This window comes from Bacteroidota bacterium, from assembly GCA_019637975.1.
Taxonomy (GTDB): Bacteria; Bacteroidota; Ignavibacteria; order UBA10030; family UBA6906; genus CAADGV01.
The window spans coordinates 95,059-122,012 of record JAHBUR010000012.1; the positions used below are offsets into that span (position 1 = coordinate 95,059).

The window sequence follows — 26,954 nt, forward strand, 5'->3', positions numbered from 1 at the left end:
TCTCCTTATCTGTTTCAATATACTTCCGAAGTCAGACTGAATCAAGGTTGATAGACCACACTTACTCGAACTCTTCCGCCCGCCAGCCTTTTGCCGAACGGATACCGAGTTGCCCCATCACCTTGTCCGTGAATGCGCCAATGTATTCATCAACACTCTTCGGAACAAAATACAGCGGCGATGAAATCGGCATGATGACTGCACCGTAACTCGACAGTCGTGCGCATTGTTCAAGAGAAAGCGTGGAGAGCGGCGTTTCACGGACGCAGATTATCAGCTTGTAGCGTTCTTTCAAACAGACTTGAGCCGTTCGTGTGATGAGTGTGTCGCCAATCCCTGATGCGATTTTGCCGAGTGTAGATGTTGATGCAGGAAGAATAACAAATGCGTCCAAGTAGTTCGATCCCGAAGCCATCGGCGCAGTAAGGTCATCGTCCGAGAATTGCTTCTTGATGTACGGCTTCAGGTCTTTGTCGCTCATGTTCAGCTCATCGCGCAGCAACACCTTCCCCCACGAACTGACGATGAGATATTTGTCGGCAGGACATTTCTTGAGGAAGTCGTGCGCATAGACTGCGCCGGATGAACCGGTTATGCCGACAACGATTTTCATGGTTGCTGAATGCCTGTTATGGGACACTGAAAACACAGATGGTACTGATTTTCACTGTTTGCCTTTTTGCCACCTGCGATCATCCTGGTGTGTCTGTTCTTTTTCTATCGTTTGTGAATATCTTCCTTCTCACAACAGGCTGTTTGCCGAAGTTCAGCAACAAGCCAATTTCAATCTCAGTGGCTTTGAGGTAGTTGATGAGCTGGAATTCATGCTCTTCCGCTGCAACTTCTGCGGCTTTCAGTTCTACAATAACCAAATCATTGACGATGATGTCGGCATAGTAATCTCCAACCTGTTCTCCCTTGTACTGCACTTTGATCGGAACTTGAGTTCTAACTTCCAATCCACATCTCGACAATTCTATGACCATCGAGCGCTCATATACACGCTCAAGAAATCCATATCCCAGTTGGTTATACACCTCATAGAAACAGCCGATTATCTTCTCGGTCAGATCTTGATGAAGGTATTTCGTCATCTGTGATTATCGCTGTGATCTGTGTTATCTGTGTCCATTCCAAGTTCAAACGTAGACTCCGACGAGCACCATCGCAAAAACCGAGAATCCCGCGACGGCATTGATCTTGAAGAACGCCAGTTCAACATCCTCAGCTTTCTTCTGCTCAAGATAGAGGAGATAACCTGTCATCACAAGAAGCGGTAATGCGAGAAGTGAAAAAGGTGAATAGAAGAACAACACCGTCAGAAACGCAAACGCAACCAGATGGAACAGCGCGGAAAACTGCAACGCACGCTCTTTGCCAAATCGGGAGGGGAATGAATACAGCGATTCTTTCTTGTCGAATTCTTCATCCAGCGTCGCATAGATTATGTCAAACCCTGCCACCCAAAAAAGGGTAAACAGCGAAAGCAACGCCGGTGGCAGCAAGTTATCAAACGAGGGCGAGATGGCAAACCATCCACCCAGCGGACCCATCGCCAATCCCATCCCGACCCCGAAATGTGCAAGCGGGGTGTAGCGCTTCATCGTTGGATAGATGATGAACACAGCAAGGGGAATGGGCGACATGTAGAAGCAAAAATCAGAAATGAAATACGCCGACCCGAAGTACAGCGCAAGTCCCGCAATCATCACCCAGCTTGCCTCCCAGATCGTCATGCGGCCGCTGGGCAGATCACGAGCGGCGGTGCGGGGATTACGGGAATCGATGTGCCTGTCGATGATCCGATTCAATGCAAATGCAACTGTTCGGGCGCCCGTCGCGGCCGTTAAAACAAGAATCAGCACTCTGAGCGGCGGAACCGTGTTACGCGAAGCAAGCATAACTCCGCTGTATATAAGAGGTAACGAGAATAGCGTATGCTCGATTTTAACAAAGGAGAAGAACTTCTTCACAGGGATTTGGATTGTTTTTCGATTGGTATGATCTCAATATAGACAATTCCAGAAACTTCCACAAAACATCTTTCCCTGCGGGGTTGCGAAGCACGCTATTGGTACGTATAATGAATCAGCCCATCCCGGCGTGCAGGTGTTTCGTGCGCAATCCTTAAACACATCAACAATCAAGAAAGGGAAACCAATGAACCGATCGATCTGCCTAGTTCAGATTGTCGCCCTCCTTGCCGTGGTTACGCAAGCATCTCACGCGCAAAAAACCGGAAGCCAACTCGAGAAGGAAGGCTACAAGCGTTATGCAATGAGTTCTGCGATTGTTGAATACAAGTTGAGCGGCGTGCAGAGCGGAAAAGAAACCATTCGTTTCGACCGGTGGGGACTGAGGGAAGCCAATCTGACAGAGACTGAAGTCAAGGCGGGCGGCATGACGATCCCTTCGAAATCCGAAACGATTATGGACGGAGAATTCACCTACGCGCTTGACCGCGACGCCAACACCGCGACGAAAACCCACAACACTCTCCTCACCCAGATCAGCGCAACACACAAGACCAAGGACCTTGAGGAAGTCGGTGAAAAAACCCTCAAGGCAATGAACGCAACAAAGACCGGCACCGAGACTTTTCTCGGCAAGAAATGCGACGTGTGGGAAGTCAAGAACCTTGGAACAAAAATGTGGGTGTACAAGGGACTGACATTGAAATCTGAAACAAACATGTCCGGCATGAAAGTCATCAGGGAAGCGGTGAAGTTTGAGGAGAATGCAAAAGTCCCGGAAGATAAACTCACCGTCTCTTCGAAGATGAAAGTGACGGAAGGCGGAAATCCCATGGACATGCTGAAGCAGATGAAATCAAAGAAAAAGAAGTAAGAGTCCCGGCCGCCTCAAGAACAGTACGCACAGGAGGTACACACCATACCATCGGCAACTTTACGTTCCGGCTTCTTGTTATAAACAAGTAGTGCTTCACCCTGTATTCTCCCGGCGATAACAACTGTTCTTTCACACAACAAAAGGTGGACTTTATGGGAACGAGCCGAATTCTCACAGCTTCTTTTTTCGCGGCGGCGATTGCTTTGCTCATTGGAAGTTGTTCGAAGGATGAAGGAGGAACTACTCCGCCCGCAACCCCGACGGGCATTTCCATCAGTCAGGCAATTCCCACCTTGTCGGTCGGCGACTCGGTTTCAAGAACACTCTCCGGCGGAACACCCCCTTATTCGCTTGTCTCATCGGGTACTACGAGCATTGCAGTGCCGACCCTCAGCGGAACGACATTGACAGTGCGGGCAGTCGCCAACGGCAACTCCACTATCATCATCGGCGATGCCGGATCGCCGCAAAGAACGCTATCCATCAGTATCCAGGTTGGCGCGGCTACGGTCTCGTTTTCCGGACAAATCCAACCAATCTTCACGGCAAACTGCGCAGTTTCAGGATGTCACGTTACCGGCGGACTTGCGCCGTTTTCGCTTGCCTCGGGAGCCAGTCACGACAATCTCGTCAATCAGGCTGCAACAAGTTCACCAGCATGCAGCCTGCCGTTGCGCGTAAAGCCCTTCTCTGCGGATTCAAGTGTGATGTACAAGAGAATTTCGGGGCCTGATTGCGGCCAGCAAATGCCGCAAGGCGCGTCGCCGCTTTCATCGGCTAACCAGCAGTTGATCCGGAATTGGATTAATCAGGGTGCCGCGGAAAACTGAATCCATAAGAAGATCGGAATGTGGCCGGTTGTCCGGATTCGGCGGCGGATTTCAACTCGGACGAGTGTAAGACGATTGGGTAGTGTCTCAAAACTGAGACACTACCGACGGTTGACATTTGTTTGCCAAATCTCTATCCTTCCGTCAGTGAATACCTCCTATATTCTATCCTGTTTCCCGCAGCGCTCGGCAATGATCCTTGATCTGGTTATATAGGTCAGTTCATCGGTCCCAACTTTTCGGACCGGATGATTCATTCTCATGCAAGTCGGGTATCGATCCCGATTTTCCGGCAACAACTTCGCTCCCTCTGCTGCTGACAGTCACCGTTAGCTGATCGAGAGTTTCAGGAAAGCTATATGTTCTCTGACATAGGAGTTGCGACCATGGCTTGGAAAACAATGAACAAGCTGTCCTTCCCTCTCTTCTGCATCCTCTTTCTCTTTGCCCCGCTCCATGCCCAAACGTGGAACGTGACAGTCTTCATGCAGCCCTTCCCCTCGCCATATCTCAGCGACTGGGAAAACAATCCTACCATCGGTTCACTCACAATCACGAACAACACTTCCGCTCCCGCTGATGCGATTATTCATCTCACCATCAGAAGGAGTAACGGAAGTACCCTCGCTTCCGGAAACAGCAATCCCGTTTTCATTCAACCCGCGGTTCCCACGCAAATCAATTCCGACCGCTTCATTGATTGGAATACCGTCTCGTACGATGCCGGCATCCGCACCCAAACCATTCAAACAGGGAGGCTTCCCGAGGGTGAATACAACGCATGCATCACACTGCGGGACATGAGCGGAACGATTCTCGCAACGAATGTCTGTGCACCGTTCACGATCGTCTATCCGAATCCACCTACACTTTTCTTGCCCATGAATGGCGACACACTTCATTCGGCACATCCGGTTTTTACGTGGACTCCCGTAAACGTTCCTCCCGCCTACCAGCTTCGATACGTTATGAGAATGGTTGAGATCCTGGCAGGCCAAACGCCGCATCAGGCTTTGCTCGCCAATGTTGTCCAGTTCGAGGACGACAATCTTCTCACAACAAATCTCCAGTATCCCGTCGGCGCACTGACACTGGAAGCCGGCAAAACGTATGCGTGGCAAGTTCAGGCGGTTGACCAGAACGGATTTCCGCCCGCGGCAAATCAGGGACGGAGCGAGATCTGGACATTCGTCACGAGGGAAATCATCGGTCAACCACCCACTCACCCGCCGTCCGGCAATCCGTTGTTCCTCAAAATCGTCAGGGCCTCGACAGGAACACTGGGAAACCCCGGGGGCAGTTCGTTCGAGAACTTCCGCCAGGAACTTTCGGCATACAACTCAACAGGCGGAACGGTTGCACTTGCGCTGCCTGCATTGGAGGACACAAGTGTCGCGCCACGCGACACGATCATAACCATTGAAGCTTCCGGCGGATTCCATTTCAATCCACAAAAGAGATCATGGGCAATCAAAGGACGCTTATGGGGGAATGATGTTGAGAGAGCCGAAATTCTGCTCGCAGGCATCTGGGGAAACAGCATGGACTTGCGGAAGACCATCGTGGTGTTGAAGCGTCCGTTCCTCCTCTCTCAGATATTTCCGGATGTCTTTGACGGACTCACTGAAGGATTTCTGATTCTCTCTCCCGGCGATTTTAGTTTTGCGCCGTCAGATCTACCCGACTCCATCGCGGGATTCATTACAGACTCTGATTCGGCGACAGGCACGACTACAACTGTTGCCGGTTTTTTCGGAGCCGAGGATGAAATTGATGTGAAAGCCGGCCTCAATTTGCTTGCTAGATTTGACCTTCGACACGCCCCCCGATTGACTGATTTCGTGTCCGCATGGGGAGTCGAAGATCCACATTTGAAACTCACTGGATTTATCAGCGGCAAGTGGGAATGGGCGGTCGCACGCTCCGGCGGCCAGACGCAGAACTATACGGAAACAACGTTCGGGATGGAACTGATGGCCCAACTCCCCCTGATGCGTTCACAAGTGCCCTGGCTTCCCGAGTTGGATGCAAAATTCGGGATCTCTTGGAAACAAAAACGAAGGGCAATACAAGGGCCGGACTCGCTTGAACGAAAGCTCGCTCCAAAAATAGGATTGACGGGCAAGGTCACGTTCCCGTTCCTCCGAAGCATGAATTTCCTGAACGACACGATTGCGGTAACCGGCATGATCGAATTCGAGTTCGACTCTCCGGGCACACCCGACATTGTTGCAAAATTGGAGTTCGATGATATTGTAAAGTTTGAGAGATTTGAGAATGTCTTCCGGGTTCATGATCCGAAGTTCGAATGGAACATCAGCAAATGGATGCGCAACGAAGGAGGCCTGCGCCTCAAGGCTTCGTTCGACTTTGCCCAAATCACGAATGTCGGAGCTATTGAAGTACAATTTGAAAAGGAATCCGACAGCGCCCAAGTAAAATTGGAGAGACGTCGTGCCGGTGTGTGGGACCCGACAAATCCGCCCGAGAATCCGCGGCATGCCGGCCAATGGCCGCCTGCAAATCCTCCTGAAAACCGGCGTCATGCCGGTGTTTGGGCGGCGACAAATCCCGAACCACTAAAGGGCGCCAAACCAGAAAGTCACTGGAAGCCCAAGGTCGTTGTTAGATTTGATCCCGTTGCTTTGGCGAGTCTCCAACTTTCACTGGTGTTGAGAACAGCTTTGGGCGACGGGATTTTTGGAGACGCGGGAAATGAATTCTCGACTATCGGGAGGAACAGAACGCCGCCGCCAAACTACGCGCCGCCCGAAATTCCGGACTTCTTCAACAACCTGCCAACGCTCGAAGAACTGAGTATGTCCTTCCGACCCGGAACTCTCGGTTCAATGGTGGTGAGAGGAAGAACATCTTTTCAGAACTCCTCCACCGAGATAATCGTGGCGCGGGCCGAGTCTGCAACCAAGACCGGATTCCTTCTCGGCCTGAAGCCGAATAATTGGAGCATCAGAAATTATTTCCCAAATTTCTCGATGCCCGGGCTGGACAACCTCACGCTTTCGAATCTCGCGCTCGTCTTCAGCACCGTCGAAGGGATGATGCCGTCAGTTGAATTGTCTGATGAGGAGTTTGAGTTCTACTCAGCCGCGTACGGCAGTGACGACTTCATGGTCGTCATCAAAGAAGGGCTCAACCTTATTGCCTCGATCCCCGGAGAGAATCTTGGGTCAAGCGGCCCTCTTGCTCCCATCATGGAGAAACTCGGTGTTGAGCGCGGAACGCTTCTTCTGCAGGGGAGTCTTGGGAGGAGACTCCAGGATATCTATCTGCTTGCTGTGTTCCCATCAATCGAGCCTCCGGGTGCACCCGAGTGGTTTCGGTCGGGCGAGATGGCCATCGAACTTACCGGTCAACCTTCGATCGGGCTTGTCGGTGCGTTGACCGTCGCTATTGAAGGTGATGATGTTACCTTCCTGCTGAAAACCAAAGCAAGTCCTTCGGGTCTGATTCTTGCCGGAGGAATGGCTTCGACAGAGGGATGGCAATCTCCGTTTGGGATTGAATGGTTGACGCTTAATCGGGTGATGTTTTTGCTTGGGGTGACGCCTGCCGGAAGCGTACAACTTGGCTTCAATGCAGACATGGTGATAGGGACAAAGGACATCGATGTTGCCGTTCTCGTTGCGATCAGTCCGACAGGCGTTCCGACAAATTTCATGTTCGATGGGGAAAGCGAGGCGGGGTTCGGCCTTGATGATGTCATGGACCTGCACGCCAAGATAGCCGCGGCAAGCGGACAACAGGGAATACCGTTGGACGCCATTCCGCCATTAGGATTGAAAGATGCCAAACTGAAGTTTGCTCCCAAGGATTCACCGGAATTGGGGATCACTCGTGGAATGGCCATCGGTGGCATGTTGTATCTTCGCAGCGGCACATCAACCAAGGAGATTGCCTCGGCATTGCTCGACATCAGTCTGGACGGAATCATCGCGCGGGGCAACATAGCCCCATTCACGTTAGGTCCCGTGAAGCTCGAGCAGGCAACCATGGACCTGACACTCACACGACAGGAGCAGTACTTCATCCTCGCTGGCCGGACCAATCTTGGTTTCATGGACGCTGCCGTTGACATGCACATCAACAAGACCTCGGCGATGTTTGAAACGGAAACAAAGATCTTCAATGTCTTTCAAGCACAATTGAAGGCGAATGCTGCCATCAACATCCTGCAGCCCGCCTTCAACGTTAACGCGAAGATGAAGAACGATTTCAACGAGGCCGTTGCACCGCAGTTGCGACAGGCTATCAAAGATGCAGTCACGCAGAAAAAGAATGCCGCCAAAGCCGAAGCGGATAAAGCGGAACTACAATGGCAGGATGCAGTACGCGCTCGCGACGCCGCGCAAAAGAAATGGGCCGATTTGCCTCTCCTTCCCCGTGACCCGAAAGTAGCCGCGCGCAAAGCCCTGGAAGCTGCCATCGCGAAGGCAGCTCCACTTCGTGTTCAAAAGGAGCTTGCTGAAGGGAAGGAACGGCGGTGGACTTTGGCAAACAACCTGCTTTCCCAGTTTCAACAGCAGGCGGGGTCCGGTAATTTTGTGGTAATACGAAAAGCCGAATTCGAAGCCGACCTCGCCAATTTGAAAACAGGCGCCGTGAAGAAGATGGCGCTGGACGCCAGAGTCGGCAACAGGGATTTTGATCTCGCACTCACAGGCTGGAATTTCAAGAACATGGGGGCAAGCGTGAAAGGCGCCGCCCAGAACATCGCCGACAAGCTGTTTGCATCGTTCCAATAGGAGCCGACCAACGTGAGAATAATTCTGCTTGCTGTCGCATTGCTGATTGTTCCGCCGTTCACCGCTATTTCGCAAACGGGAATCCCTTCTGCGGTGATTCAGGGAGTTCACGGGCAGGCAATCAGTCTGAGCGGCGACATTGGCACGTACGGCGAACTCTACAGTATCTCGGGTCGCGACAGCCGCCGTCCATCGAGCACCGCCCGGCTTTTCTTCCGTCCTACCGTTTCATTCTACGATGCGATGACTGTGTCATTCAATTTTCTTCTTTCAACGGAGGGAAGCTCGCGTTCGGCGACACACCAGGTGAATCAGATCAATCAATTCGGTATTCGACCGCAATGGGGGTGGGGATATGCGAATGCCGGCGACTTCACCGAGTCGTTCACGCCCTACACGCTCAACGGCATCCAAATCCGTGGCGGGGGCGTTGCCATCAATCCGGGTTTGTTCCGGTTCTCGGCCCTCGGAGGTTATTCGCGTCGCGGCGAAGGCGGCGGATTTGATCGGTATTTGTACGGAGGCAAAGTTGGAGTCGGTCGGGATTCTGAATCGTACTTCGATCTCATTTTCGTCCGGACGAGAGACATCCCCTCACGATTTCAAGTATTCTATCCCGATTCCATCCCTCCGCCGGATTCAACACAGATTGGCACCGCAGTCAATCCGTATCAAGAGACTCCTCAGGAGAATCTCGTCGTTGCGCTGGCCGGCGCGTTGAGGATGTTTGACAATGCCCTTTCGTTGAACGGTGAGGTGAGTGGCAGCGCATTCACGCGGGATATGCATTCGACTGCATTCAACAACGAGAAAATTCCATCCATTATCAAAGGACTCTACACACCAAGGCTGAGCAGCAGCGCGGATTATGCATACACGCTCGGCATGAATGTGAACTTATCCCAGCTTGGCTTTCGAGCAGGGTTCCGGCGCATTGGTCCGGGATATAATTCTTTGGGCGTATCTTCGTTGATAACGGACTTGAGTGAAGTCCTGCTTGGTGTGAACGTCCGTTTTCAGCAGTGGGCAACAAGCTTCACCTGGACGCGGCAGAACGATAACCTTCTGAAGCAGAAAATCAACACAACAGTCCGGCAAACGTTCGGTGGAAATTTCAGTGTCAGGCCGCTCAATGAATGGAATGCCGGACTTTTCGTGAATGTACTGACAATGAGAAACTACGCATTCAGCAGTCCCGACTTTCTCTGGTTCACGACATTTAGTATCGGCACCAATCATGGGATCTTCTTCGGCAGGGAGGCGCTTGTGCAGACAGCCGCCGTGAACTACATCTTTCAGAAGTCTGTGGACGACAACCCGATCCGGGCAGGGCATGGATTGGAGTCGCATATAGTAAACCTGAATTCCACGTTCATTCCCTCTCCGGATTGGACGATTGTCCCCGCCGTTGGCATCACTTCATCTCGAGTCGGCCTCACGCCACGCACGACGATCCAAACCTACTCGGTTACACCCCAGTATCGGGCATTGGAAAACGCATTGGCTATTTCGCTGACAATCGGGCTCACCTCTTCCACATCCGTGAGTTCACTGCTTGTCAATACAACAGCGAGTTACCGCGTGTCCCCTTCTAATACGATCACTCTCGTTCTCAGACGGATGGGATTCAGCTCTGAGGAGCCTGTGACGGGAAACTATAACGAGTATGTTGCAAGCCTTACGGTGTCGCAAAAGTTGTAGGCAGCACTTCAGATTGCCTCAAGAGAATTTCAGTCGGATTCCTGATCTACTCCCACTCAATCGTCGCGGGCGGCTTCGAGCTGATGTCGTACACAACGCGGTTGATGCCCCGGACTTCGTTTGTGATGCGTGAGGATATTTTGGCGAGAACATCATGCGGCATCCGGAACCAATCCGCCGTCATTCCGTCAACACTGGCTACAGAACGGATCGCGACCGTATACTCGTATGTTCGTCCGTCTCCCATCACCCCGACGCTTCTTACGGGCAGGAGAACGACAAATCCCTGCCAAATGTCACGATACAGGCCGGCTCTTTTCACCTCTTCTACAAAGATTGCATCGGCTTCGCGCAGAAGAGCAAGGCGTTCTTTCGTGATCTCTCCCAAAACGCGAACCGCAAGTCCCGGACCCGGGAACGGATGCCGCCAGATCAACTCATCCGACAAGCCGAGTTCGTGCCCTACTGCCCGGACTTCGTCTTTGAACAATTCACGGAACGGCTCGATGAGTTTCAGATTCATCTTCTCCGGCAAACCGCCGACGTTGTGATGGGTTTTGATCGTGACGGAAGGGCCTTTGAATGAGACGGACTCAATCACGTCGGGGTACAATGTTCCTTGACAAAGATAATCCACTTGTCCGATCTTCTTTGCTTCCTGCTCAAACACATCGATGAACAGCTTGCCGATGATTTTCCGTTTCTTTTCCGGATCGGTGACGCCGGCGAGTTCATCCAGAAACACATCCGTCGCATCAACATAGTCGAGGTTCATGTGGAAGTTGTCGCGGAAGGTCTGCACAACCTGCTCACTCTCCCCTTTCCGCATCAGGCCGTTGTCGATGTGAATGCAGTAGAGCTGGTCGCCGATGGCCTTGTGGAGAAGAACGGCCGCAACCGATGAATCAACGCCGCCGCTGAGGGCACAAATTACTCTTCCGGTTCCGACTCTCTTCCTGATGTCATCAACCGTATTCTGAATGAAGGAAGTTGAACTCCACCCTCCCCTGCATTGACAAACCTTGTAGAGAAAGTTCTTGAGAATCTGCTTTCCGTTCGGGGTATGAACGACTTCGGGATGAAACTGAATTCCGTAAATCTTCCTCTGCGGATCTTTGATGGCGCAGATGGGCGAGTTGCTTGTGTGCGCCATCGGCTGAAACCCCGGCGGCATGCGTGTCAAATGGTCGCCGTGGCTCATCCAGACTCTCGTTGTTGTTCCATTCCCTTCAAATCCATCGAACAAATCCGAAGTATCGTCAATTGTCAAGTCTGCGTGGCCGTATTCGCGTTTCGCCGCTTTGTCCACCTCGCCGCCGAGTTGATAGGCCATTAACTGCAAGCCGAAACAAATTCCCAGCACAGGAATACCCATCTCGAATATTTGCGGTGTGGAAATGGGAGCCCCCTCCTCGTAGGCGCTGTGTGGACTGCCGGAGAGAATAATTCCTTTGGGATTCAGAGACCGGATTTTTTCAAGAGAGATGTTGAAGGGATGTAGTTCGGAATACACACCCAACTCGCGCACTCGACGGGCAATCAGTTGTGTGTATTGGGAACCGTAATCGAGGATGAGGATGAGTTCTTCGTGAGTCATGATGATGTGAAAAATGTTGCAGAAATATAGGAAAAGAAGCCATTTCCTCCAACATGCGTCTCTAACGGAATCGCCTTTCCTGCAAATTAATTTTGTTGCACGACGCCATCACTGAAACCTCTGCAGAGCAGCATCGTATCGAAACATGCAACTCAACATATCCATTCATGGAGGTCATTATGAAAACCATACACGCTCTGTGTGTGGCACTGGTCATAATGATACCCGCCCTGGTCAGGGCCTCAGATCCACCCGCCGCACCGCGATTTACCAATGCGACGATCGAACAAACCGAGCAAAGCATGGTGCAGGGTATTACTTACAACAATCCCTACATGACCGCAACAATTGCCTTTACCGTTCGTGACCTGAAGGGGTTGTATCCCGAACATTCCTTCACGCCGTTGATCATTCCGTTAATGGGCGTGCTGAAAAATGAGGATGCCCCTGCATTCGCCCGGACTGCGGCGGCAATTGCCTTGCACGATTTGCGTTCGTCCCGCGGCGACTACGCCATCGCACAAGCGGCAATCTTCACTTCGTCCGAGAAAGTGAAAACTGTCTGTTCGTGGCTCCGGTATTACCGTCTGATCGAGAAACACCCTGAACTGGCAGCAGTGTCGTCACCCGATCTGTTCAGCCATGTTATTCCTGTTCCATTGCCGGAGAATATGATCGAGTAGCCTCTCTCACATACTCACTCATCGTCGCAAGGCTGATTGATTCTTGTTCAAAGATGGCGTACCTTTCAGCCGACGAATGATGAGTTCTTTGTCAACCCGCGCAGCTACTACTCAGGAAGCGTGGGTTTTTCTTATCCCCAAGGTGAACGGCGAGAGGGGCCAACATGGCGAATATCAGAGCGAAACAAGGAGTTATCGGAATTCTTACTGGCGGAGGCGATGTGCCCGGATTGAATCCGGCCATTCGTGCCGTCACGATTCGCGCTTTGCGTGAAGGATATCAGGTTATCGGAATACGCAGGGGGTGGGCAGGGGCCGTCGAAATCATCCGCGACAAGAATGCCGACAATAGCGACAACTACCAGGTTCTTACCGAAGAGATTGTTAACAAAGCGGGCCGGACGGGAGGTACATTCCTCCATACGTCGCGTACACGTCCGAGCAGCGTGAAGAAATCACAGGTTCCGCTTCATCTCCGCGAAACCTATGCCGCCGATTCGAATGATCTGACTCCCGAGGTTCTCAAGAATCTTGACTACCTCGGGATTGATTATCTGATTCCGATAGGCGGGGATGATACGCTCAGCTACGGCGTGCATCTCTACAAGCAGGGAGTGAAAGTCATCGCCATCCCGAAAACGATGGATAACGATGTGCCGGGCACGGATTATTGCATCGGCTTCAGCACGTGCGTAACGAGAACCATTCACATGACCAACAGTCTGCGTACATCGGCAGGCTCGCATGAACGGCTGCTTGTGATGGAAGTGTTCGGACGATACGCCGGATACACTGCGATGGTTCCGACAATGGCAGGGGCGGCAAACCGTTGCGTTATTCCCGAATACAAGTTTAACATCGAACGGCTGGCGGAATTGATGGTGTACGACCGGAACCGGAACCCGAGCAAATACGCCGTTGTGCTTGTATCCGAGGGGGCGATGTTTGAAGGCGGGGAAATGGTGTTTCAGGATTCGCGTACCGATGCATACGGGCACGCGAAGTTGGGAGGCATTGGCGACCTCGTGTCCCAGCAGCTCGAGTTGCTTTCACCAAAGTTCAACAACGGGAAAACCATCCATATTATCAACCAGAAACTCGGCTATCTCGTCCGCGGCGGTGACCCCGATGCAATTGACTCGATAGTACCGATGGCGTATGGTAATCTTGCACTCGACCTCGCCCTGAAAGGTGTGCACGGCCGTCTTGTTGTTCTGAAAAACGGCCGTTACGACAACATGCCGCTCGACGTCGTGACAAGCACGAAGAAAGTCGTGAACGTGAAGGAACACTACAACACCGAACGACTTCGCCCTCACTACAAGAGCTTCGAGATGAAGCCTCTATTCCTTACAACAAGCGAGTGGTAAAATAGAACTTCGACCGGGCAGCGGAACAACAAACGCTGCCCGCGAAGTTCCATTCGAACATCCCTCAGAAAAAATTCTCCAAAAAAATTTCCGTACAAGAAACCTGACGGAACTTGACCCTCCGAAGTGATGTTCAAGTCTCGTGCTGCACAACGTACAAAACGTACATAGTGCAAGAGACGACAGTTCTTTCACATAATAATCATGGAGGGTTTGATGTTTCGCAAGAAGTTTTTCCTGCCGATGGTTGCCGCTTTGGCAACGATGCTGGTGGTTGCCGGCTGCAAAAAAGACGACGATACCATTACACCAACGCCCGCAGGCTCGGCCCAGATAAAGGCCGTTCATGCATCACCGAACGCCCCTGCAGTTGACATTCTGGTCGATGGCAACCTTGTGCGCTCAGGACTTACGTTCCCGGCTAACACGGGATACGCCCAGGTCACAGCCGGCACACGCAACATCAAGGTTCGCGTCAGCGGCACCTCGACCATTGCAATCGATGCAAATGTGCCGTTCTCTGAGAACACATTTACCAGCGTCTTTGCGGTTGACTCAGTTTCGAAAATTTCGACGGTTGTTCTGAACGACAATCTCACATCCCCTGCGGCAGGCAAGGCGCATGTCCGTTTTGTGCATCTCTCCCCCAATGCACCTGCAGTTGATATCGCGTTGCAGGGGGGCGCTGTTGTGTTCGCAAATACGTCGTTCAAAGGCTTCAAGGATTTCCCTCCGCTCGATGCCGGCACGTATGACCTTGAAGTCCGTGTAGCCGGAACTCAAACCGTAGTCCTGCCGCTGAACGGAATTGTGCTGAAGGCAGGCGAGATCTACACTGTCTTTGCTCGTGGATTTGTTGGAGGAACTGGAGCCCAGGCATTGGGTGCCGAAATCATTGTGAACAAAGCTGTGCCCGGCGCCCCGACAGTAGGCAACGGACGCGTGCTTGTTGCTCATGCTTCGCCTGATGCGCCGGGAGTTGATCTCCTCGTAGCGAACGCCATTGCCGGTAGCAACCTCACTTTCCCCAACAATACCGGATATCTGAATGTTGCCGGCGGTGCACGCGGCGTGAAGGTTAACGTCACAGGTACGTCAACAACTGTCATCAACGCGAACCTGCCGATTGCGGCAAATGCAAACTATTCCGTTTTCGCAATTGACTCGGTTGCAAAGCTCTCAACCCTCGTGCTGACGGATGATTTGACTGCACCTGCGGCGGGAAAAGCACATGTCCGTTTCGTGCATCTTTCGCCCAACGCACCGGCAGTTGACGTTGCGGTGACGGGCGGACCGGTGGTATTCGGTAACAGGGCATTCAAGCAGTTCACCAACTTCACGCCGCTTGATGCAGGGACGTACAATCTGGAAGTCCGGGTGGCAGGAACTGCAACAGTAGTGTTGCCGTTGCCCGGAATTGCTTTGCAAGCAGGAAAGATTTACACAGTGTTTGCGAGAGGATTTGTGGGTGGGACGGGAGCGCAGGCTCTCGGCGCACAGATTATCGAGAACAACTGATGACATCGTAGGGAGGCCGCCGTTCGCGATTGCGGCGGCTTCTCTACGTTATTGTTTTCAGAATTACTTTCACCCCTTCTTCAAACTCATCACGCCGCTGCAGCAGACTCAGAACAAGATATCCTTCTTGCTGAAACTCAAAGAAGTAACCCGGGAAAACGTACACACCGGACTCTTCAAGCAACTCAAGAGCCCATTCCTCCTCCGATTTCGTCGTTGGAATTCTAAGAATTGCGTACCATCCCCCTTCGGTCGAAAGAAGCGATATAAGCGGATTAGCTGGAAGGGATTGTTTGAGGAACGTTAGATTCTGTTCGATACGAAGAACTATCTGCTCCCCGACTTTTTTCCCCGCCGACAAAAGCTTCGGCAGTCCGACTTGAACGGGAGTATTTACCGAAAGAAATGTATCGCTGATGATTTCGAGACGATGCAGCGCTTCTGTTTTCACCTCATCCCTACCGCTTACAACAATCCACCCCAATTTCAATTGCGGGAAGCCGCATGACTTGGAAATTCCGTTCAGTGTGAAGGTCAGTACCTCACTGTTCGCGGCAGTGGAACCAACTCTTCTGTCATCTTCTCCAAAACCATAATCGGCAAAAACTTCGTCAACAATAAGTGCAAGATGATGTTGACGGGCGATGTTGTTCAGCGACTGCAGTTCATCCTTCTTCAGAAACATTCCCGTCGGATTGTGTGGACTTACAACGACGATTGCTTTTGTGGCTGGAGAAACAGCCCTTCTCACGGAATCAAGATCAATATGCCATTCGCCGTCGTAGCCGAGATGGTAATTGCTAACCCGAACGTCGTTCAACTGCGCAAGATATTCGAACAGCGGATACGACGGAACAGGAACAAGTACGCTATCTCCTGCTTCACATAAGAGTGTAAAGAGAAATGAGTACGCCTCGCTCGTACTTGCAGTCAGCACAATGGCTGATGGCGCGACGGTTATTCCCCTCCCGGCATAGTATGATGTAACTGCCTCTCTTGCAGAGGGCATGCCGAGTGGGTCAGGCGTGTAATGCAGGGACGAGTCTTGCGAAAGTGCCGAGAGAATTTCCGTTGTCGGATACTCAAAGCCTGCCTCAGTCGGATTGGAGAGAGTGAGATCAATGACGGGCTTGCCGCTTCTGTGGCGTTCGTCCAGAAGCAGGGAGAGTCGGTTGCGTTGCCGGTGCCAATTTGTGCGGGATGAGAACATGAAACAGAATAGCAAAATCCGCCAACAGAATCACTATTGGGCACTTTTGCCGCCAGCGAAATCGCTGCCCGGCGGTTCTTCTTGCATTTCGCGATGAACGAACGTATCTTTTGTCAGGCAGTACATCCAATCCCCATAAACCGGCTGCCTCCTTTCACACCATCACAAAGGCCGGCAGCAGTAACGCATCGCCAATTTCTGACGGAGGTTCCTATGGCATGCAAGCTGTTTTCTTTCCGACATGTTCTTCTCTTCTCAGTTCTTTCATTCTCTGTAGTACCCCGAGCCCTTGGCCAGGAGCAGACAAACAGTCCGCCCGCTGAAACGAGTGCGGACACTTCCCTTTCCGTTTTTCCGGGAACCGTTCACTCCTACACATCAAAACAGTTGATGCGCTATCCGTTTCGAGGGTTGCAGAACTATCTCTCCCTTGCGCCGGGAGTCGTGTTGCAGGACGGGTCGTTGCATGTGAGGGGCAATCGAAGAAACGATCTCGGCTACTCACTCAACGGCACATCTATAACAAACCGCTTCACGGGACTCGAAGGCGTGCAGGTGATTCCCGAAGCGATGGCGCGCATTGATCTGTATTCGGGAGGCGGATTGATGTCCGACGGATTTTCCGGTGCGGGCATTCTTCACACAACGATGAAAACGGGAGGAGATGAGTTCCGCGTTGCGGCGAAATATCTGACGGATGATTTTGCCAAGCCGGGCAAGGAGTTTCTCGGAACGTCGTCGTACGGATTTCGAACCGGAGTATTGACTGCCGAAGGGCCGGTTCCGGGCATTGATGATCTTCGCTTCTTTGTCGCAGGCGAACATCATTACATGCGCAATCGCAGGCCGATGTGGCTGACGCCGTTTTCGTTTCAATTGGAGAACGACATATTTTCCGCCAACCCGGGCATAGCATTACCTTACCCGGTAGCCTTTTCCTCCAATTATGTTCCGAACAGTTGGACGGAAAGCAATACCGTACAGGGAACACTGACATACGAATGGGAGCCGCTGACGTTCCACTTTACCGGCAGTTATCAAAAGCGGGCACAAACCCAAGGCGGTGAATGGCCTGCGGCGCTTACCCGCTTCTTCAACCAGAAGCGAACGCCCACGCTCGAAAATGAAACGTCGTTCTTCCGGCTGCACGCCACACACAAAGTCTTCGATAATTTCTCATACGAGTTGACTGCCGCTCACCAACGGTACTCGAGCGAAACACTCGATCCCGACTTCGGCTCGGATTGGCAATCGTACCAGGACAGCTCGAAGAATGCGCAGAAAGGGTACACGGGATTCTTGACATACTGGCGCGGACCGCTCCAGTATTCGGTAATCGACTTCTTCCGTCTCAACCACCCTAATGCACCAAATAACACCTTCACGAAAAGCAGTCAGCAGGCGTGGACTTTCTCAGGCAAAGCCACCTACTCGCCTCTTGACAATCTTACTCTTCATTTCGGAGGAGAGGTTGAGGAATGGACGATACGTTTTTTTGACATTAGAGATATCCAGCAAACCATGATCTATCTTTATGGAGAATATGGTCAACACCCGCGTGCATTTACATCAGATTTCGAAAAGAGGGTGCTTGTTGCCCAACGGGGAAGGATCAACCACTACGGATTTGACGTTGACGGCAACAGCGTCGATGATGGCTTCGACTCACCGCGTAAGCCGGTGATTGCCTCCGGGTTTTTCCAGGGGACTCTGCGCTATGAGGATTTGATTATCGATCTGGGTCTTCGGGTGGAATCCTACAACATCAAGCAGAAGACGTTTGAGGATTTCACCTGGGAGGTTTTTGATAACCGGTTTGAAGTTCTCGATGAAACAAAACTCACAGACATGCCGAGCTCGACAGTTATTCTCCCCCGGCTCGGGCTCTCGTATCCTGTTTCAGCTTCAACGGTTTTGTTCGGATCATACGGTGAAACTGCACAGTTGCCGCCGCTCAATCTGATTTATGCCGGTAACACATACTTGAGCCGCACACTTTCCTTGACCTCACGCGGACAGGCATTTCTCCCTCCCTACACAACATCGCTCAAGCCCGAACGGACGGCGCATATTGAAGCAGGGTTGAGGCAACGTTTGCCGTACGGCATTCTGCTGAACGCAACAGTTTTTCTCAAATCTATTCGCGATCAGCTTGCCTACGCACGTTCATGGACGGACGACACGGGGGGATTTACAACTTGGAAGAACAGAGATGAAGCCTCGGTAAAGGGACTTGAGTTTGCTCTAACCCTCACCCGAAAGAGCGGCTTTTCGGCACAGCTTTTCTACACACTTTCTTCTGCAACAGGAACAGGCTCCGACCCGCGCTCACGGGCAGGCAGAGTGGAACAGCGCATCGCCGAGGATTTCCTCTTCTCGCCGCTCGATTTCAATCAAACACACAAGGCAACCCTGTTTCTCGACTACGTCGTGCCGCAAGAAACGCATCCGGTTCTCGATGGACTGGGGTTGCATTGTATTCTTCACTACAGCAGCGGGCACAACTACACAAAACTACGTGATAACCTGTCCGGCTCATGGACACCATGGAATCTCGGTGTTTTAGACTTCGTTGACCCTCGCGGTGCTTCTCCCGCGGAACCTCTCAACAATTCGAACACCCCGCCAGTATTCAATGTTGATGCACGGTTGAGCAAGCATTTCCGGGCAGGGGGACTCGATATAACCGTATTCGTCAATGTACTCAACCTGTTCAACAACCAGCACGTTCTGAATGTGTATTCTCTAACAGGAAGCCCGCAGGATGATGGCGTGCTGACAAGTTTGCGTACACAAGGCTTTACGAGTACACCGAACTACGAAGCCTTCTACCGTGCGATCAATCTGCAAAACCGCTGGGCGTACATGGGCGCAACGGGAAACGACTTGTACGGCACGCCGCGGCAAATACGTGTGGGGCTGAATGTAAGTTATTGAGTAATGCCACAGAGGCACAGAGATGTATGAAGTATGCACGGGCGTCACGGACCACTCCGTGACGCAAACAATGCCATGTAGACCTGATTCCTGTCACGGTATGGACCGCGACACTCCGGAAAATTCTCCGTGTCTCTGCGTCTCCGTGGCCAACAAAAGGAGAAGATACCTATGAAGAGATTGCTACTACTACCCGCTTTGACATATTCCCTGTTCTTCTCAACTCTTGCCCAACATCCGGGCAAAGAGTTACCGCAGGGAATGGTCTCGCCGCAGCAAACCGCGGCCGGCCCGAACTATCAAATCCTCAACATCAACAACATCACGACGTGGATGCGGCGTGATGGCCAATCCAACCATTCATGACCGGCTGGGATGGAGCAATCTATCCCAACGGAACGGCTCCGGTCGTATATCAGGACGGACTGCTCTGGGCCGCCAAAGTATTTCTTGATGCGGGGTATACCGTTCCCCCTGACAGCCAGCTTATCAGAGTCGGAGGGCAAACCTACAACGTCGGCACGCAGGCTGGATGGGTGACGGGACTTGGGGCTAACGCTGTTCCGGTTAGCCCCACCGACCCGGCGGTACGCATCTACCGGATTCGACGCGACTACCGACAAATGTTCTACCAGGAAGATCTACGCGACGCTGCCGAATTCTATGAGATACCATTTGAAAACGTAACCTACACAAATCACATCGCCCCTTTGAAGGCACAATATGAGGAAGACTGGAACACGTGGCCCGTTGACCGCGGTGCGCCCTACATCGAGCGAAACGGAATTCCCGGATTTCAAAGGCCGCCTTCAGGGCTGTACCCCGAAGACCTGATTGCAGGTAACTATGACGAACCCGGCATCGCCGGCGGACCCGGCTCGCAGCCTGCCGATCAGGTAATCTGGACTGTGTTCAACGATCTCAACCCGGCATGGACGCTGGGATTGTACGGATCGTTGCCGCTGGGACTCGAGGTACAGACAACATTGTGGGGATACAAACGAACCGACGGCTTGGGGCACACCTACTTCAAGCGGTACCGACTCATCAACAAGGGCGGCGTTGATATCGGCGGCGGAGCGAAAGGTTCGTTCTGGATTGACAGCCTCTTCCTTGGAGTATTCACTGATACCGATCTCGGCTCCTTTAGTGATGATCTCCTCGGTTGCGTGCCTGAGCTCAACCTCGGCTATACATACAACTCACGGTCTATTGATCAACTCTTCCAACCATTCAACATCCCGGCGCCTGCATTGGGTTATGCCATTGTCCAAGGTCCGATCGTACAAGGGAGCGCCTCCGACTCTGCCATTTTTGACTTCCGGTGGATTCGGGGGAAGATGAATCTCGGACTGACCTCTTATTCACCAAAATTCACTGGGACGGGCTTTAGCGATCCACCATTTACTCGCGACGGGGCACTGCGTTGGTGGCGATGGATACAGGGATATCTTCCAGATCCGTCTACTACTCCTTTGAGACTTTACCCATTCCCGCCGGGCATGCCGCAGACGAAGTTTCCCTTTTCCGGCGACCCGATCACGCGAACAGGCTTCATCGACGGGTTAATGACAGTCTACTCCGGCTATCCCGGTGACCGCCGCTTCACCATCAGTACGGGGCCGATACGTCTCGCCCCCGCCGACACACAGGAAGTCATCTACGCAATCGTCGGCGGCCTGGGCGCCGACCATCTCACCAGCATCAGCGCAATGAAGTACCATCTGCGCTCGGCACGAGCTGCGGCAAGTCAATTGTTTGCAGTCTCAGTGCCACCGCCGCAACCGACCGTGAAGGCAATTGAGTTGGATCAGGAGATTGTGTTAGACTGGGGTTCTGATTTGCAGAAGGTAAAGAACGTGGAAGAGTTTGTGGGAAGAGGCGGGTACTTGTTCGAGGGATACAACATCTATCAACTTCCTGCGGCCAATTCTACGCTTGCGGATGCCGTCCGGATTGCGACGTTCGATGTAGTGAATGGCGTCGCCAACATCATTGATGAAGTATTCGATTACAACTCCGGCCTCGTTGTTCCCACAATCGTTCAGCACGGCACCGACTCCGGCGTGCAGCGGTATCTTAGCATCAAGAAGAATTTCGTGCATGAACCCTACAACCGTCCCCCGTTGCGAAACGGAACGGCGTACTATTTTGCCGTCACGGCGTACAACTACTCAAACAGGCCCGACGCAGCGCCGAAGTCGCTCGAATCTTCCCCAACTATTCTGACGGCAAAGCCGCGAAAGCCCTTCGGCACGGCGCTGCATACGCAGCACGGCGATACACTCAACGCGACGCATTCCGGCGGCAACAGCGACGGGAAAGTCATCCCGATAATCGTGAACCCGCTTGCAGGTACCGGACACACGTATGAGGTACGATTTGATGCTGTGGGAAATGCCGTTACGTGGAAACTCCGCAACGCAACAAAGGACACCATCCTGTTCAGCGGCAAGACGAATCAAAGCGGTGACAGGAACTACGACATTGTTGACGGAGGCATCTATCTCCAAGTCATCGGCCCGCCGCCGGGGATGAGGGATTGGGCGGTACCATCGGGAGAACGGCGTTTTACTTTTGCCTACTCGAACATGGGGTTTGAAGGATTCAACGGCACCATCGGGTGGAACGAACCGGGCTACTATTTCGGCTCCCTGCCCGATAGAACAGTACAAGCACATCAACTTACCAACGTGCTGATCAAACTTGCTGCGGCAGGTTCCGGAACTGCGGGAAACGGGCTCGACATGTACGGTGGCTGGAATGAGAACAACCCCGGCCCCGACACGAATTTCTCTTATGGGTACCGATACCTGCGGGGGGCTACATCCCCACCTGCGCGTCCTGAGTTCGCCCCCTACATCGTGAATCCCACGGCCGGATATGCTTACCAGGATTACAAGCGCGGTGTCCCTCTCTCTGCGTGGAACATTGATGCAAATCCTCCTGTGCGACTCGCCGTTGGATTCCTGGAAAGCAATATCCTGCAAGGTCTTGTCGACGGCAAATGGTGGCCCCCCCTTAACAGTCAGAATGGAGCAAGCGGCACAACTCCGCGGGAATGGCTATTCATCCTGAACGCGCCGTACACAGGCTCAACACCCGATCCGGCATTCCAGATAGACATTCTCGGCAATAGATACCCCGTCATGTGGTGGCTCGCGATCACACGCCGGACCGAGGCGAGTTTCGCCTCGGGAGATCAATTCCTCATCTACGCCAATCATGCAAACGGCCCGGATGACGTGTTTGAGTACACAGTCCCCGCACCGCAATCGAGCCCCGAAATCAAGAAAGCAAGCGCTGAACATGTCGGCGTGTTTCCCAATCCGTACTATGCGGGACAAGCGGACGGGGCCGCCACAACCGGAAGGTTCGTCACGTTCAACAACCTGCCGCCGAAAGCAACCATCCGCGTTTTCAATCTGGCGGGACATGCGGTGCGGACATTACGAAAAGACAACGAGTCACAATTTCTTGAGTGGGATTTGACGAACGAACACTCATACATTGTCGGCAGCGGCATGTATATTTGTTACGTTGAGATGCCGGAAATCGGCACAACGAAAATCCTGAAGCTTGCGGTGATACAGGGAAGTCAACTTCCCGCCGTACGGTAACTCCCGAAAGGAGATGTGAGACCGCAACACTATGGAAACGTGAGCTACAGAAGACAGCCACAGAGGCACAGAGACACAGAGATGTATGAAGTATGCACGGGCGTCACGGACCACTCCGTGACGCAAACAATGCCAACAAGCATGGTTTCGTGTTGCGGTATGGACCGTGACATCCCGGGAAAAAGATAGCCACAGAGGCACAGAGACACAGAGATGTATGAAGTATGCACGGGCGTCACGGACGACTCCGTGACGCAAACAATGCCATGTAGAACTGATTCCTGTCACGATATGGATCGCGACACTCCGGAAAATACTCTGCGTCTCTGTGTCTCCGTGGCCAACAAAAGGAGAAGATGCCTATGAAGAGATTGCTACTACTACCCGCGTTGACATATTCCCTGTTCTTCTCAACTCTTGCTCAACATCCGGGCAAGGAGTTGCCACAGGGGATTGTTTCGCCGCAGCAAACCGCGGCAGGCCCGAGCTACCAACTTCTCAACATCAACAACATTACGACATGGGCAAGGAGAGACGGTCAATCCAATCACTCGCCCACCGGCGATGATGGATGCTATTTCCCCCGCGGCACACGCTGGGTAATTTACCAGGACGGAATTCTGTGGGGAGGAATCCCCTACTACGACTCGGCGTACACAAGCTGGCCTACGCAACGGATTCGGGTCGGAGGATCGAGCTACAACATTGGCACACAGGCGGGAAGAGTCATCGGCTTCGGCTCCACCGCCCTGCCGTCTAACCCGCAAGACCCTGCCGTGCGAGTGTACCGCATCAGGCGTGATTATGCCCGCATGACACAGGCCGAATTGCTGCGCGATGCATCGGAGTCTTTTGAGATATTGTTGGCAGATGTCACTCCTTCTCATATCGAGCAGATCCGTGGGGCATACGAAACGGATTGGCGCGAGTGGCCCGTGGAGTTCGGCGCGCCATACATCGAGCGGAACGGCGTTCCCGGCTATCAACCTCCCCCGCCCTTCTCTGCCACGTTTACCGTGCTTGACCTGATCAACGGAAACTACGACGAGCCGGGATTTGCCGGAATTGATAACCGCATTCCCGCTGACCAGGTGTTGTGGACTGTGTGCAATGACTTGAATCGAAATCTGACATTGAGTGTTTACGGGTCTGAACCACTCGGCCTCGAGAATCAAATCCTCGTCTGGGGCTACAAGCGAACAGACGGATTGCGAAATGCCTACTTCAAGAGAATCCGCCTCATCAACAAAGGAGGAGTGGATGTTGGTGGAGGACAGAAGGGAGTGTACTGGTTAGACAGCGTGTTCGTCTCACAATGGTCGGATATTGACATCGGTTCATTCGGAGATGATCTTGTCGGATGCGACACGCTCTTGCAGCTCGGATTCGGTTACAACGGCAATCCGATTGACTTGGAGTTTCGCAAATTCAATCTCCCCCCTCCTTCAGTCGGGTATGTTCTGCTGCAAGGCCCGATTGTTCCGGGCGGTGCGACCGACACTGCCACATTCAACTTCACGCGAAGGCCCTTCGCAAGAAATCTTCCGATGACTTCGTTTGCCTGGTACGGCGCAGGCAGCAGCATAAGTGATCCCCCATTCAGCTACGAAGGAGCGTTGCGGATGTGGAAGGTCTTCAACGGCTACATTCCCAATGCATCAACCGCCGCTTGGCAACTCTACCCTCATCCTCCGGGAATAACGCCCGGCAAGTTCTCTCTCTCGGGAGATCCTGTCCGCCAAACGGGATTTCTTGATGGATTGGGTGTTGCCTATTCGTTCCCGCCGGGTCCGCGTAGCATCCATGTCAATGCCGGGCCGTTCAGGATGGCGCCGGGGGATACGCAGGAGGTGTTCGTTGCAACTGTTGCGGGGATTGGTGCTGACAGGCTTTCAAGCGTCGGGGTGATGAAGAGTAACGCCCGATACGCACGAGAAGCGGCACGCAGAATGTTCGCTACGCCGAAACCTCCTGCCGAACCGATCGTCAAGGTCTCGGAATTGGACGGGGAGATTGTTCTTGATTGGGGCTCGCAGCTCGAAAAAGTGGAAGAAACGGAAAGCCCGACAGCCGTGCCGGGGTATGAGTTTGAAGGATACAACGTCTATCAACTCCCCTCCGATTCTGCTACGCTTGCGGATGGTGTGAAGATTGCCGTGTTTGACCGCATCAACGGCATCCGGCACATTTACGACGAGATGCCCGACCCGCAAACCGGCCTGCCGATACAAATCCTTGTGCAGCACGGGTTCGACACAGGCGTCCGGCGAAGCATTCGTATCGCCACCGATTCCCTGCACGGCGGCAGATTGCGGAACGGAACGAGGTACTACTTTTCTGTCACTGCCTACAACTACTCGCCTTCGACTGACGCTATTCCGAAATCACTCGAATCCCAACTCAACATACTAACCGTACAACCTCGCATTCCTTTCGGGGTTCAGCTCGGGGCAAAGTTCGGGGATACGCTGCGTGTTACTCACACAAGCGGAAGAAGTGACGGACACGTGTTCCCCATCGTGATTGATCCGCTGACGGGCACGGGGCACGAGTATGAAGTTCGCTTTGACACAAGCGGCGAGTCAACAAGCTGGCGGTTGATCAACACAACAACCAATACCACTGTCATCGCGCAGCAGGCGAATCAGGGAAACTTGGAGGAGTTCAAGAATCTCGAAGGGGGCGTCTTGCTGCAGGTTATTGGTCCTCCCGGTGGCATGCGCGACTGGAGTGTTCCAAGTGGAGAGAGGCGAATAACCTTCGCCGACGCCAACATGGGATTCGAGGGATTTGAAGGTTCTATCGGCTGGAACGAACCGGCATTCTTCTTCGGGAACATCTCACGCCGGACGACAAGAGATTTTGAGATCAGAAATGTGTTGATCAGACTTGCCGCCGCAAACTCTTCCACAATACGAAATCCTGACGCAGGCGACAATCCTTACGGCGGTTGGAATGAGAACAATCCGGGCTCCGACGAGAACTTCTCGTATGCTTACCGCTACCTTGCGGGGGCAGCGAACCCGGCGGCTCGCCCCGAGTTTGCGCCGTACGTCGTCAACCCGTCACCCGGCTTCGCCTATCAGGATTACAAGCGTGGCGTTCCTCTCTCGGCGTGGAACCTCGAAACCAATCCGCCAACTCGTCTCGCAATCGGACACCTTGAGAACAACATTGCATCAGGTTTGGTGGACGGCAAATGGTGGCCTCCCTCAAACGGCACCGGAATCAGAAACGACACATCAGCGAGGAGTCCGTTAGAGTGGCTGTTTGTTTTCAACATGCCATATACCGGAAGCACGCCTGATCCGTCTCTTCAACACGACATCCTGAACAATCCGACACCCGTCATGTGGTGGATTGTGGCAAACCGGCGGGCGAATACCAATTTCAGCGAGGGAGATGAATTCCTCATTTTAGCAAACCATCCGAATGCAGCGGATGATGTATTCAGGTACATGGTTCCTGCACCCGAATCTAATTTGGAAACCAAAAAAGCAAGCGCACAGCGAGTGGGGGTTTTTCCCAATCCCTACTACGCCGGTCAGACTGACGGCAGCGTGATGCGGGGAAGGTTCGTCACGTTCAACAATCTGCCGCCGAAAGCGACCGTCCGCATTTTCAATCTTGCGGGACAAGCCGTGCGGACATTGAGGAAGGAAAACGAATCACAGTTTCTTGAGTGGGATTTGAAGAACGAGAATTCCTGGCTCGTCGCAAGCGGAATGTATTTGTGCTATGTTGAGATGCCGGAAATTGGAGAGACGAAAGTGTTGAAGCTTGCGGTGATTCAGGGAGACTTCATTCCGAGCGTGAAGTAGCAGCATATCGCCGCAGGTCTTGGACACGGCGGAACCTTGTCCCTACAATTCCGC

16 protein-coding genes are annotated in these 26,954 nt (G+C 52.7%); 11 read left to right on the forward strand and 5 right to left on the reverse strand.

The genetic code is table 11. From position 1 onward, the window contains the following. Positions 1–61 precede the first annotated feature (61 nt). From KF749_08770 to ubiA, 3 genes are all read right to left on the reverse strand, one after another. Positions 62–613, reverse strand: a complete 552-nt coding sequence (locus KF749_08770; protein ID MBX2991248.1) for a UbiX family flavin prenyltransferase — start codon at positions 611–613, stop codon at positions 62–64. A gap of 79 nt (positions 614–692) precedes the next feature. Then, complete coding sequence (locus KF749_08775) at positions 693–1,094, reverse strand: GxxExxY protein (protein MBX2991249.1); 402 nt, start codon at positions 1,092–1,094, stop codon at positions 693–695. A gap of 45 nt (positions 1,095–1,139) precedes the next feature. Next, the gene (gene ubiA / locus KF749_08780) at positions 1,140–1,979 is read right to left on the reverse strand and encodes a putative 4-hydroxybenzoate polyprenyltransferase (protein ID MBX2991250.1); all 840 of its coding nucleotides are present in this window, start codon (positions 1,977–1,979) and stop codon (positions 1,140–1,142) included. A 181-nt stretch (positions 1,980–2,160) separates the two neighbouring features. Between ubiA and KF749_08785 the strand changes: the two genes are divergently transcribed. The 4 genes from KF749_08785 to KF749_08800 all read left to right on the forward strand — a co-directional run bounded on the left by KF749_08785 (position 2,161) and on the right by KF749_08800 (position 10,144). Further along, positions 2,161–2,847: a hypothetical protein gene (locus KF749_08785; protein ID MBX2991251.1), complete on the forward strand. Its 687-nt coding sequence runs from the start codon at positions 2,161–2,163 to the stop codon at positions 2,845–2,847. Positions 2,848–3,002: 155 nt separating this feature from the next. After that, positions 3,003–3,680 carry a hypothetical protein gene (locus tag KF749_08790; GenBank protein ID MBX2991252.1) on the forward strand — a complete coding sequence of 226 codons (678 nt, stop codon included), beginning with the start codon at positions 3,003–3,005 and terminating at the stop codon, positions 3,678–3,680. Between the two features lie 386 nt (positions 3,681–4,066). Next, on the forward strand, positions 4,067–8,443 hold the full coding sequence (locus KF749_08795; protein MBX2991253.1) for a hypothetical protein: 4,377 nt from the start codon (positions 4,067–4,069) through the stop codon (positions 8,441–8,443). A 12-nt stretch (positions 8,444–8,455) separates the two neighbouring features. After that, positions 8,456–10,144: a hypothetical protein gene (locus KF749_08800; protein ID MBX2991254.1), complete on the forward strand. Its 1,689-nt coding sequence runs from the start codon at positions 8,456–8,458 to the stop codon at positions 10,142–10,144. A 46-nt stretch (positions 10,145–10,190) separates the two neighbouring features. On the opposite strand, the gene guaA is transcribed toward KF749_08800, so the two are convergent. Beyond that, positions 10,191–11,741 (reverse strand): glutamine-hydrolyzing GMP synthase, encoded by a 1,551-nt coding sequence (gene guaA, locus KF749_08805; GenBank protein MBX2991255.1) that lies wholly within the window; start codon positions 11,739–11,741, stop codon positions 10,191–10,193. 179 nt (positions 11,742–11,920) lie between these two features. Between guaA and KF749_08810 the strand changes: the two genes are divergently transcribed. From KF749_08810 to KF749_08820, 3 genes are all read left to right on the forward strand, one after another. Beyond that, a complete protein-coding gene (locus KF749_08810) occupies positions 11,921–12,424 on the forward strand; it encodes a hypothetical protein (GenBank protein MBX2991256.1) in 504 nt (167 codons plus the stop codon). A gap of 164 nt (positions 12,425–12,588) precedes the next feature. Then, positions 12,589–13,794, forward strand: a complete 1,206-nt coding sequence (locus KF749_08815) for a 6-phosphofructokinase (GenBank protein ID MBX2991257.1) — start codon at positions 12,589–12,591, stop codon at positions 13,792–13,794. 264 nt (positions 13,795–14,058) lie between these two features. Beyond that, positions 14,059–15,312 (forward strand): DUF4397 domain-containing protein, encoded by a 1,254-nt coding sequence (locus KF749_08820; GenBank protein MBX2991258.1) that lies wholly within the window; start codon positions 14,059–14,061, stop codon positions 15,310–15,312. A 43-nt stretch (positions 15,313–15,355) separates the two neighbouring features. Here KF749_08820 and KF749_08825 read toward each other — a convergent pair whose 3' ends face one another. Beyond that, a complete protein-coding gene (locus KF749_08825; protein MBX2991259.1) occupies positions 15,356–16,522 on the reverse strand; it encodes a pyridoxal phosphate-dependent aminotransferase in 1,167 nt (388 codons plus the stop codon). Between the two features lie 213 nt (positions 16,523–16,735). Here KF749_08825 and KF749_08830 point away from each other — a divergent pair, with 213 nt between their 5' ends. The 4 genes from KF749_08830 to KF749_08845 all read left to right on the forward strand — a co-directional run bounded on the left by KF749_08830 (position 16,736) and on the right by KF749_08845 (position 26,900). Continuing rightward, positions 16,736–19,459, forward strand: a complete 2,724-nt coding sequence (locus KF749_08830; protein ID MBX2991260.1) for a hypothetical protein — start codon at positions 16,736–16,738, stop codon at positions 19,457–19,459. A 171-nt stretch (positions 19,460–19,630) separates the two neighbouring features. After that, positions 19,631–19,825 carry a hypothetical protein gene (locus KF749_08835; protein MBX2991261.1) on the forward strand — a complete coding sequence of 65 codons (195 nt, stop codon included), beginning with the start codon at positions 19,631–19,633 and terminating at the stop codon, positions 19,823–19,825. Then, on the forward strand, positions 19,822–23,079 hold the full coding sequence (locus KF749_08840; protein MBX2991262.1) for a hypothetical protein: 3,258 nt from the start codon (positions 19,822–19,824) through the stop codon (positions 23,077–23,079). The genes KF749_08835 and KF749_08840 overlap by 4 nt, the downstream gene beginning before the upstream one ends. Before the next feature lie 362 nt (positions 23,080–23,441). Continuing rightward, the gene (locus KF749_08845; GenBank protein ID MBX2991263.1) at positions 23,442–26,900 is read left to right on the forward strand and encodes a T9SS type A sorting domain-containing protein; all 3,459 of its coding nucleotides are present in this window, start codon (positions 23,442–23,444) and stop codon (positions 26,898–26,900) included. The last annotated feature ends 54 nt before the right edge of the window (positions 26,901–26,954 follow it).